Source organism: Pseudomonas sp. Xaverov 83 (assembly GCF_019352905.1).
Taxonomy (GTDB): Bacteria; Pseudomonadota; Gammaproteobacteria; order Pseudomonadales; family Pseudomonadaceae; genus Aquipseudomonas; species Aquipseudomonas yamanorum.
In genome coordinates this window covers 1-10939 of the sequence record NZ_JAAAFU010000096.1, presented here as the reverse complement: position 1 = coordinate 10939, position 10939 = coordinate 1, and the positions used below count along the sequence as shown (strand labels likewise).

The following is a 10939-nucleotide window of genomic DNA, read 5'->3' as shown; positions in this document are numbered from 1 at the left end:
AAGAGCGCCATCATTTTCCTGATCAGGCTCTGATAAGGAGTTTTTTGCATGTACAACCCGCAACTGCCCACGGAAGGACACTCATCCATGCATGACGGAGGCTTTGGCACCGGTAACCAAGCGTTCGGCAAAGCGCCGGAACATGGCAACCAGCGCATTCGTCATTTGCTCAAGTGTTTCGGCCTGCGCACCAGCCTGATCCGGCTGAAGGTCATCGACGCCCTGCTGACGGCCGCCGACAACCAGCGCACCCTCGGTGTGCGGGGCGTGCACAGTCATTTGCTGGAGCTGGGCATTCCGTTGTCGTTTCTCAGCGTGCGGGAGGTGCTCAAGCGCCTGTGCACCGAAGGCGTGATTACCCTGAACGCCGACAAGAGCTACAGCCTGCACGAGCAGGCTGCCAAAGTCCTGGAAGGCCGGGCCTGAGTCAGAGGTTAGGCTTGACCTTGCGGCGCATCACACCGTTGATCACCACCACGGTGACCGCTACGGCAATCGCGATGTACTGGAACGTCTTTTCGCTGATGACCCCATTGTTCTGCAGGTAGGACAGGCCAAACATCGTCCCCAGCACCACCAGGGAGATCAGAATCGAGTATTTCAAACGTTGCTTTTGGGTCATGACGGGTTCCTGAAGCTAAAAAATTGTATCCACTTTGTATCGACTGCCACACCAAGCACATACCCATTGGCGGGGATGGATTGGGGTCGGCGGGGTCTCATGTTACAGGCGATGAAAAACTTTGGCTTGCCCAACGCCTGATTGAACCTGTGAGTACCCTAGAGGATTTTGAAATGCTTCGTCGAATCACACTGCTGATTCCCTTGCTGATCATGTTGAGCATGAGCGGCTGCATTATTTTCCCCCACGGCGGCGGCGGTTGGCATGACCATCGCTACTACGACGGCGGACCGGGGTATTACCATCGCTGATCGGTCATCCGTACATTTTCTGACAACTTGAACACTGTCCAGGCGGAGCCGCCCCCCCTGTTTCCGACACTCAGGAAGAGCGTCCAGGAAGCAGGGAGGTTTTCCTGAAAGGCGCATTCCTGAATGAGCGTGCCTCAAGGTGTTCACGATGACCTCAATAGTCAGCAACTCTGTTCTTTCCTCCACTACTTATCCGCCACCTCCCCCACCTCCGATACCACTCCCCGATATTCCGCCTTATCCCGATGAAACATTGCAAAGCGTAACGGAGGTTGAGGATCCCGCGGCTGACGCACCGCCCCCCGATGCCCCGAAAGCCCTGAAGGCCGCGCTGGCCGACCGAAAAAACTGGCAGACACTGGCGCAGCAGCTCACTGATGTCGCCACGGTGGTAGGGCCAAACCCGCCTTTTTTGGCGGTGCAGTCTGCGCTGAGAAGCCGGCTGATGGACCTCGCCCCCAGCTCTTCGTATCCCCCCCATAGTGCTAACGCCGTCAGTCTTGCGAACTTTCTCAAGGCTAATGGCCTGCCCGAGCCAACCACCCATGACGAGCTGCTGACCCTGGCGCGGGCATCGCTTGCACGCTCACACCCCCATCCATGGGGAAATCTGGGCGGTGCCTTGTCTTGGCCCCTGCCCTTGAGCACACACCAGCAAAGCGAATTGCTGACAGCCGCCAGAGAGCATGTCGGTAGTTTTCAGCAAGCTAGCCAGCAACGGGGACTCCTGGAGTTTCTGAACAGCAACCTGCTGCTCTCCGCCGACACCTCAAGCGATCCGGTCAAAGCACTGGAAGCCCTCATCGGCTCCCCCCGCGGCCAAGCGTTGGGAGAGGCCTTGCAGAACAAGCTGGAGAGCATTTCGACTGATAGCAGTGTGAATGATCACGTCCTGGCAGCCATCAACCTCGACCTGGATCAGGCGTCCATCACCCAACCCCGCCGCAACAAGGTGGCCGGATTCGACCTGTCACATAAACAATATTGGGGCAAACCCACCTCGGCGATTGTCGCCGGCCTGCACCAACACTTGATTGATACCGGTAAAACCTCACCTGCCCACGCCTCGCTGGGTACCCACCTGCTGTTGATGCGGGCGGCGCCGCAGTTGCTGATCAAGGATATTCCCGACAGCGTGGTCTACGGCAGCCAGGCCTGGGCCAACTTGTGCATCGCGGCGGCCGCCGTCGAAGCCAAGTCTCCTGGAAGCGTCGCGAATATGTGCTTTGCCAAGGTGATGATCGCCGCTGATTCAAGTGGGCCTGCTCCCGAGTCAGCGCAAACGGCGGCGCTGTTGGATTGGGCCGTGGTCAATGGGGTGCTTGAGGCGAAAGACGACAGGCTTTACGAAAAGGCAGACATTGATACCGCCATGGACGCGTTCAACTATCAATTGGGCAAGCTGAAACACGCTTCCGGCCTGCTTGACGCCCCGGTACCCAGTCGCAAGCAGATGGCGCTGGACGCGCTCAAGGAAAAATTCGGCGAAGACGTGCCCTTTGAAGAGAAGGTCTTGCTCAAACCCAACAAAACCGCCAATAAAATGATCCCTCCTCGCGGTCCTTATTCCATGCTGGACCTGACCATGCAGGGCGAGAAAATAACGGCATCAGACTGGACACTCAAACCTGGCACGCACGGTGTCAACCTTGACGCCTTCGCCGCCTTTACCCAGGACCCCGGCGTCAACGTCCCCGTCACCTTTGACAACGCCATAAGCCAGACCATAAGCGACTATAAAACCGTCAAGAAATATTCCATCTTGAATGCCCTCGCCAACCTTCCACCGGAGGACAAAGAAAACCTGCGGCTAGGCAAGCTGAACTTCTACCAAGAAAAATCCTACAGAGTCAGCTGGACGCCATTCGCAGGCAAAACTCTCTTCCATACAAGCAAAAAAATACTGGTAACCACAAAACACCAGAACAAGCCGTCCACCTATGAGTTCGATACCGAAAAAGGCAGCATCAGAAAAGTCAGCAACACTCTCATCACGCGCCAGGACCAGAAGATCGCCAACGAAGTAACCCAAATAGAAGAGTTCTCCACCTTCGATTCCAAGCGCGACTACATAAAGCAAGAGAACCCGCGGGAGGGCTTGAACCCCAACCTGTTCAAAAACTTCCGGGCAGACTACCTCGCGGATTCAATCGTCGAGGGGCTCGATCTGGATGCCATCAGGCATCAAGCCGCCGGGACCACTCCGGATGAGCATAGAAGAGCCGTCGCCGACACCATCGGTAACTTTTTCCTCGACCTTATCCCTCTCAGGTCAGCCATCGTCAACTTGAGCAACGGAAACTATAAGGACGGGTTCTCTGACCTGGCATTTGATGCGTTTGGCTTTCTCACGGCAGGTGCGGGCGTCGCCGCCAAGGTCGGGAAAACGCTGAGCACTGCCAGCAGCGCGGCCAGCAAAGCCCTCAAGCTGAGCAAGATTTTCGGGGTTACCGCACTCTCGGAACTCAATCCGCTGAGCGGTCTTGGCGACTTGGCAGTCGGCGCGGGCAAACTCGCCATCAGCGGCGCAAACGCTGCCACCCAGGGCTTGAAGACACTCAAAGGCACTGCGAACAGTCGGGAGCTCGTCGCCGCTGGTAATCGATATGAGGCAGCCGCTACCGGCTCATTCCAGATGGGCGAGCAGACGGTCGAAGGCAGCGCGGTGCAGATCAAGGGCAAGTGGTACGCTTTCGACGCACAAAAGCACCAGCCGTACGGCAGCCCCCTGCAAGCGTTCAGTAGCGCTGATACGCTGGAGCCCTCCCCGAACGCCTATGCCTCTTCGAGCCGGAACACTCATCGGTTTAACCCGATAAATACCGTTAACCGCCCACCTCGAATCAGGACACCGTTACCCGACGGTCAATACGTGGAAAGTTTGAAAGGAAGGCTCGAAGTAGACCATTTCAAGCCCGACACCCGTCAGGCAACGCTGGATAAGTTTCGGGTGGAAATGGAGGAATATTATGATGCGATCAAAGAGGGAGGCCTTCCGCCACGCCCGGTAATCCCCAATGTTCCCGTACCGATTCCCGCAGCCGCTCTCCTCACAGAAGCATTGAAAGCATCAAACGGCGTGGTGTTTGGAGAGTCTCACTCGCAGATGGCCAGCTTCAAGCTGCTCTACGACAACGTGGGCACGCTGAAGAGCCAAGGGGTAAAGAAGGTCTATTTCGAAGGGTATATCGACATGCCTGGGGGCGCGAAGGACGATGGTATCGGTATGCTCGGAAAATCCGGAGTTCCTCGCACGAACCCATCACTGACGCAGCTCACGCAAAAACTTGAGGTTAACGGCATAGAGCTTTTACCGATTGATCATTATTATTTAACGCGACATAAACATGACAAGTCGCGCAGCACAACACAGTCGGGCGTCAACTCTGAACAACGGCTCAAGGAGTTCAACTACTACGCTGCAGAAACCATCCTGGCAAACTCGGGCACCGAAAAGTGGGTCGCGTTAGTGGGGAGCGCGCACATGAACACCTCCGAAGGTGTTCCCGGCTTGGCGGAACTCACGGAAGGCATTGGCATCGGGGTCTTTGACAACAAGAACATGACCTACAGCAACATCGGGCTTAAAGCAAAAAACCCTGTGCCAGACCCGAACCGGCCATTACAGCCCAACGATATTCCAGGCGACCTGCGCATCTACGTGAAACCCTGAGCACATCGCAAAGGCCCGGAAAGCCTCCGAGCCTTTGCATAAGGTGTTCACCCTCCATGCACCCAACGCTGATGCAACCACCGCGCAAACGCATCCAGGGCAAAGCCCAACAGGCCAATCAGCAGCACCATCGCCATCAGCTCCGAGTAAGCCAGTCGGTCGCGAGTGTCGAGGATGTAATAACCCAGCCCGGCACTGACCCCGAGCATCTCGCACGGCACCAGCACGATCCACAGGATCCCGATGGCCAGGCGCACGCCGGTCAGCACGTGCCCCATCACGCCGGGAATAATTACCCGGCGCAAGGTTTCCCAGCGTGTCGCGCTCAAGCTCTTGCTCAGTTGCAACCAGCGTGGATCAAGCTGACGCACACCCGCCGCGGTATTCAGCAGAATCGGCCACACCGCCGCGAACGCCAGCAGGAAGTAGATCGGCTGGTCGCCCACCCCCATCAACATCACCACGATGGGCATCCACGACAGCGGCGAGATCATCCGCAGAAACTGGAACGCCGGCGTGGTCGCCGCCTCCAGCTTGCGCGAACTGCCCACCAGCAAGCCCAACGGCACGCCAATCAGCAATGCCAGGAACAGCCCGACGAAGATCCGCTTGAGGCTCACGGCAATGTTCAGGTACAGCTCGCTGCGCCCCAGCAATTCCCACAGGCTGGCGAGGGTCGCCGACAGCGAAAACCGCGCAGACAAACCGTCCGCGCTGCCGAACACCTTCACCCCCAGCCACCAGAGCAACAACAATCCCGCCAGCCCACTCAAGCCAAGCAACCAGCCCGGCAAGCCCAAGGTTTTGCCGTTATTCAAACGCCAATCTCCTCGTGCCGCTCGAAGCCTTCCGGTAAGCCGAAGGTCTTCATGCCGCCCACCGCTGCGATGGCGTTGCGCACGAAGCGGTCGTCCACCAGGTCCTTGGCGACAAACGCCGGGTCCAGGTCGGCGAGGAATTTCTTGTCGCCCTCGATCAGCGTGTCTTTCAGGCGGCGCACCAGTTCCTCGGTGTAGCTGGGGAATGGATACGGTTGGAAGTCGATGCGGTGCTCGTCCCAGTTGGCGTGCTGAATCGCGCCGTCGGCCAGGTACGCCGCACGGTCGCTGGCAGCCGGTGCCAGGACTTTACGCAGCACCGGTTCAGCATGCGGGGTGTAGCGATTTTCGCCGTCCTTGGACAGCAGTTTCACCGCCTCTTCACGGTTGTCGCGGGTCCAGACCTGGGCCTTGACGATCGCATTCACCACCTTCTGCGACCATTCCGGGCGGTTGGTCAGGTCGTGCTCGTGCATGAACACTACGCAGCACGCATGGTTGCGCCACACGTCGCCGGTAAAGCGCTGCACCCGACCCACGTTGAGGTTTTCCGCCAGGGCGTTGAACGGCTCGGCGACGATGTAGCCGTCGATGCGTTTGCTGGCGAGGGCCGGCGGCATGTCCGAGGGCGGCAACACGATCAGGTTGACCTCGTTGGCCGCAATTGCACTGCCGGCGGCACGGGCCACCGGGGTCAGGCCGTTGTCACGGAACAGCTGCTGCACCACGACGTTGTGGATCGAGTACCAGAACGGAATCGCCACCGACTTGCCGCCCAGTTGCTTCACATCGGTAATGCCCGGGGACACGGTCAAACCCGAGCCGCCCACGTGGTTCCAGGCCACGACCTTGGCCGGGACCTTGCTGCCGTAACGCGCCCAAACCGTCATCGGCGACAACAGGTGAATCACGTTGACCTGGCCGGAAATAAACGCCTCGATCACCTGGGCCCAACTGCGCAGCAACACCGGGCGCTCGGCCTTGATGCCTTCAGCTTCGAACAGCCCGTTGTTGTGGGCCACCAGCAGCGGCGTGGCGTCGGTGATCGGCAAGTAGCCGATGCGTACCGGTGCGTCCGGCTCACTGGCCGCCCGGGCCTGCAAACTGCTGAGCAGTGGCAAGGCACCGGCGGCACTGAGCACGGCCGAGAGTTTGAGAAAGTCACGGCGCGAGTGAGTGAGGTCATCCAGACACATGGCAAGGCTCCAGCAGTTCAGGGGGTTGGGGTTCGGTGCGGCTCGCCCGCCGTAGGGTTTTGAGAATGTCGATGCGCAGGGTGCCGATGGCTTCTACCTGTTCTTCCCGCGGTTGCGGCAGGTCGATGCGCCATTCGCCGAGGGTCCGCGCCGGGCGGTTACCCAGTAGCAGAATCCGGTCGGACAACAGCAGCGCTTCGTCAATATCGTGGGTGATCAGCACTGCGGCCGAACCTTGCTCGCGATTGACCTTGAGCAGCAGGTGCTGCATGTCGGCACGGGTCACTTCATCCAGGGCACCGAAGGGTTCGTCCAGCAGCAATACCTGCGGCTGGCGGGCCAGGCAGCGGGCCAGCGCCGTACGCTGGGCCATGCCGCCGGACAGCGCCGCCGGGAACTGCTGCCGGGCGTGTTCCAGGCCCACTGCATGGATCGCGTGGTCGACCCGGTTGCGTCGTTCTTCAGGACTGAGGTGCGGTTGGCGGGCAAAGTCCAGGCCAAAGGCGACGTTCTTTTCCAGGCTCAACCACGGCAACAGGCTGGGGTCCTGGAACGCCACCGCCACCCGCGGATGCGGGCCATTCAACGGCTCGCCCAGCAGGTGAATGCTGCCGCCCTGGGGCGCCTGCAAACCGGCAAGCACCCGCAGCAGGCTGGACTTGCCAACGCCGCTGGGGCCGAGGATCGACACCACTTCGCCGGGCTGCAATTGCAGGTCGAACCCTTCCAGCACCGAGTTGCCCCCATAGCCCAGGCAAATTCCCCGGGCATGCAGTACCGCCTGGCTCATAGATTGGCCTGACGGTTCAACTCGGTGCGCAACTGCACCAGGCTTGGGGTCACGATCGGCACAAACGCCGACTCGCGCCAACGCCGGGCGAAACCGCTGCCGTGGGCAGTCAGGTAGGCCTTGCCGCCGCTGGCTTGCAGCTCCAGTTGGACGGCGCTGGCGGCAATTTCCGCGAGAGCAATGCGCAGGCGGAACAACGGTACCGGCTCGGTCCCGAAGCGGCCGCTCAGCAAACCTTTCTTGAGGTCGTTGACCGCCTGTTCCAGCGAGGTGCGCAGCACTTCCAGCTCTTCACGCAATACGGTGCGGCTGGAGCCCAGGTGATTGGCCACCTCCGCCAGCGAGCGTCGCGCCAGGCCGATAGACATGCCGCATTGCAAGCCGAGAAACGCCGGGCGCACGGCCGGCAGGAACTTGCGTGCATCCTCATGCAGCAACCAGTCGCGGCTCAGTTCCACGGCTTCAAAGCCGAGGGCTGCGGTATTGCTCGATTGCAGGCCCAACAGTTCCAGGTCACGGGAACGTTGCAGACCGGACACCGAATCCGGGATCGCCAGGATAAACGGCGCGCCACCCTGGGCATGCTCGATGGCGGCGGCCACCACAAACCCGTTCTTGCGCAGATTGGTCACCCAGTGCAGGCGGCCATTGAGGTTCCAGCCGTCATCCGTCGGCTCGGCGCTGATTTGCAGCGACTCGATACCCGACAAGAATTTCATCGCATTGGACAGCCCGGTAGCCCCGGCCAGTTTGCCGCTCAGCAGGTCAGGCAGCAGTTGCTCACGCAGGCGCTGATTCGGGCTTTGCAGCAGATACTCGATAAACGAGCGTTGGCCCCAGCACACAAACGCCGACGCCAGGGAATGACTGGCCACATCGGCGATGGCCTCTATCGCGCCCGTGACATCGCCGCCCAGACCGCCGAGGTCCTTGGGCACACCGATACGTAATACATTGGCCTCTGCCAGCCGTGGCAGCACTTCCTGCGGATCGCAACTGCCCACATCCAGGGCCTGCGCTTGAACATCGAGCCAACGGCTCAAGATTGGGTCAAGCATTCATGTTTCTCCTTGTTACAGCATGTTTACATCGCGAACGCTTGCGCGCCTTCAGCTTGCCGGTTTTTCCCAACGGTACTGCGCCAGCTCCGGGTTGAGCGGAGTCCGCGCAAACACGTTGGCGAAATTGCACAGGGTGGCCAGGCTGACGCCCAGAATAACCTCAAGCGCATGACCATCGGTGTAGCCCGCTTCACGGAACGCGGCGTAGCCGGCGTCGCTGACATCACCACGGGTGGCGATCACTTCACGGGTGAACGCGGCCAGTGTCTCATAACGTTCGTTGGGCAGTTCGCCACGCTGGCGCAGGGCGTCGATCACGTCTTCCGGCAGCTTGGCCTTGTTGCGCGCTACGGCAGTGTGCCCGGCGACGCAGAAATCGCAACCATGGTTGGTGGCGGCAATCAGTTGCACCACTTCACGGTCGGCCAGGCTCAGGTCGGACTTGGCGTTCAGGCCGGACACGGTGATGTAGGTTTCCAATGCTGCCGGGGCATTGGCCAGCACTGCCAACAGATTGGGGATGAACCCGGAACCTTTCAGGGCATTTTCCAGAAAGGGCTTGGCCGCTTCAGGGGCGGTTTCCAGGGTTAGCATCGGTACGCGGGACATGGAGTGGTCTCCTCATGGATTCGTGTACCAAGTCTGTTGGTTATAAAAAATCCGCTCAATAGTCTAAAGTAGCGATTACTTGCTCTAGAGTCTTTCCGTTAGATGAATTCGTCCAGTTCGCTCGTCGATTGGTTATTAGATAGCCTCGAACTCAACACCAGTCTGTTTCACGTCGGGCGTTACTGCGGCGACTGGCACGCCAGCACCCATGGCCTGGCGAGCGCGAGTTTTCATCTGGTGGTGCAAGGGCAGTGCTGGATGCACATCGATGGCGACCCGACCCCTTACCCACTGAACAACGGCGATGCGGTGTTCCTGTTGCGGGATCTCGCGTACCGCTTGTCCAGCGATGGCACCGCCGCCGGTGCCCAGGAGTGCCCGCGCAAGCCAATGGTGCCACTGGACAGCCAGGCGAATGACGGCGTGGGTTTGGTGTGCGGGTTCTTTCATTTCCAGTCCGGGCTGTCGGCGATGATTGTCGACACCCTGCCCGCCTGGATCATTTTGCGGGCCGGTGACCCTTCGCTGACCGCCGCGCGCAACCTGTTCGAACTGATCCTGCAGGAATGCGAGCGCACGCCGGCGCCCTCGCCCGCCCTGCTGGAGCGCCTCTGCCACCTGTTGTTCTTGTACGTGCTACGCCAACAGGTGCTGGACAACACCGACCTCGGCGGCCTCGCAGCGCTGGCCCGGCAACCGGCGTTTGCCAACCTGCTGGAACAGTTGATTGCACGCCCCGCCGATCCCTGGACCCTGGAAAGCATGGCGGCCTGCACCGGCTTGTCGCGCTCGGCGTTCTTCAAGCGCTTCAATGAACTGTGCGGCCAGTCGCCGGGGCAAGTACTGCTGATGATGCGCGTACGCCACGCCTGCCAGCTGTTCAAGCAAGACCAGACGGTGGCAGACGTGTCCCTCGCCGTGGGTTATCAATCGGTCGCCGCCTTTACCCGCGCCTTCCATAAAGTCACCGGCATCCAGCCCGGCGCCTACCGCAAGGCTCAAGGCTGACGCTGCAACCCGTTGCCCGGCCGGGCGCAAAGCTCCACCAGCCAATCGACAAATACCCGCACCCGTTGCGACAGCTGGCGATGGGGCGGGTACAACGCGGTGAGCGGCAACTTCGGCGGCGGCTGATGCGCCAGCACCTCCACCAGCGTGCCCGCGTCCAACTGGCGAACGGCGTGGTAGTAAGGCGTCTGCACCAGGCCGTAACCCGCTTCACAAGCCGCCAGGTAGCCATCGGCACTGTTGACCGCGACTTGCTTGGGCAGGTCGACCAAACGGATGTCGTTGCCGATCTGAAATTCCAGACCATAACGTTTGCCGCTGGTGCTGGAGAAATACTCCACCACTTGATGGCCGCCCAACTCATCCAGCGTCGATGGCACGCCGAACTGCTGCAAGTACCCGGGACTGGCGCAGGTCACCTGATCCATCAATGCCAGCGGCCGGGCCACCAGTGACTCGTCCAGCGCCAGGCCGCCGCGCAACACGCAGTCCACGCCTTCACGGATCAGGTCCACCGGGCGGTCGTTGAGGCCGATTTCCAGATCAATCTGCGGGTAACGCGTGGTGAACTCGGGCATTGCCGGAATCACCAGGAACCGCCCGATCCCGGAGGGCATATCAATACGCAACGTGCCGCGCGGGTTGCGCCGGCTGGTGGAGAACACCGCCTCGGTTTCCTCAAGGTCCGCCAACAGGCTCACGCAACGCTGGTAGTAGGCGGCACCGTCCAGGGTCGGGCTGACCTGGCGCGTGGTGCGCTGCAACAGTTGCACCCCAAGGTGCGTCTCCAGTTGCTTGATCAGGATGGTCACCGAGGCGCGCGGAAGTTGCAGGCTGTCGGCCGCCCTGGC

Annotated in this window: 11 protein-coding genes; 4 read left to right on the top strand and 7 right to left on the bottom strand. The window is 60.4% G+C overall.

Going from position 1 to position 10939, the window contains the following annotated elements; genetic code table 11:
• Positions 1-48 precede the first annotated feature (48 nt).
• Positions 49-426, top strand: coding sequence for a fe2+ zn2+ uptake regulation protein (locus K0H47_RS29480; protein ID WP_093197443.1), 378 nt, complete (start codon positions 49-51; stop codon positions 424-426).
• A 1-nt stretch (position 427) separates the two neighbouring features.
• On the opposite strand, the gene K0H47_RS29475 is transcribed toward K0H47_RS29480, so the two are convergent.
• Positions 428-622 (bottom strand): hypothetical protein, encoded by a 195-nt coding sequence (locus K0H47_RS29475; protein WP_010171562.1) that lies wholly within the window; start codon positions 620-622, stop codon positions 428-430.
• Positions 623-795: 173 nt separating this feature from the next.
• Between K0H47_RS29475 and K0H47_RS29470 the strand changes: the two genes are divergently transcribed.
• Positions 796-933, top strand: a complete 138-nt coding sequence (locus K0H47_RS29470; protein ID WP_010171564.1) for a hypothetical protein — start codon at positions 796-798, stop codon at positions 931-933.
• A 148-nt stretch (positions 934-1081) separates the two neighbouring features.
• Entirely contained in the window at positions 1082-4606 is a 3525-nt protein-coding gene (locus tag K0H47_RS29465) for a membrane-targeted effector domain-containing toxin (protein ID WP_257626767.1), read from the top strand.
• Positions 4607-4653: 47 nt separating this feature from the next.
• On the opposite strand, the gene K0H47_RS29460 is transcribed toward K0H47_RS29465, so the two are convergent.
• The 5 genes from K0H47_RS29460 to K0H47_RS29440 are packed head-to-tail and all read right to left on the bottom strand — an operon-like array spanning position 4654 to position 9080.
• Entirely contained in the window at positions 4654-5406 is a 753-nt protein-coding gene (locus tag K0H47_RS29460) for an ABC transporter permease (RefSeq protein WP_172834573.1), read from the bottom strand.
• A 14-nt stretch (positions 5407-5420) separates the two neighbouring features.
• Positions 5421-6620 carry an ABC transporter substrate-binding protein gene (locus K0H47_RS29455; RefSeq protein ID WP_063030691.1) on the bottom strand — a complete coding sequence of 400 codons (1200 nt, stop codon included), beginning with the start codon at positions 6618-6620 and terminating at the stop codon, positions 5421-5423.
• Positions 6607-7410, bottom strand: coding sequence for an ABC transporter ATP-binding protein (locus tag K0H47_RS29450; protein WP_201142947.1), 804 nt, complete (start codon positions 7408-7410; stop codon positions 6607-6609). The genes K0H47_RS29455 and K0H47_RS29450 overlap by 14 nt, the downstream gene beginning before the upstream one ends.
• Positions 7407-8468, bottom strand: a complete 1062-nt coding sequence (locus K0H47_RS29445) for an acyl-CoA dehydrogenase family protein (protein ID WP_017477604.1) — start codon at positions 8466-8468, stop codon at positions 7407-7409. Before K0H47_RS29445 ends, K0H47_RS29450 begins: the two co-directional genes overlap by 4 nt.
• A gap of 51 nt (positions 8469-8519) precedes the next feature.
• Entirely contained in the window at positions 8520-9080 is a 561-nt protein-coding gene (locus K0H47_RS29440) for a carboxymuconolactone decarboxylase family protein (protein ID WP_017477603.1), read from the bottom strand.
• A 102-nt stretch (positions 9081-9182) separates the two neighbouring features.
• Between K0H47_RS29440 and K0H47_RS29435 the strand changes: the two genes are divergently transcribed.
• On the top strand, positions 9183-10088 hold the full coding sequence (locus K0H47_RS29435; RefSeq protein WP_063030695.1) for an AraC family transcriptional regulator: 906 nt from the start codon (positions 9183-9185) through the stop codon (positions 10086-10088).
• Here K0H47_RS29435 and K0H47_RS29430 read toward each other — a convergent pair.
• A partial coding sequence (locus K0H47_RS29430) for a LysR family transcriptional regulator (RefSeq protein ID WP_219274038.1) occupies positions 10079-10939 on the bottom strand: 861 nt, incomplete at its 5' end. The two genes, K0H47_RS29435 and K0H47_RS29430, sit on opposite strands and share 10 nt — an antisense overlap.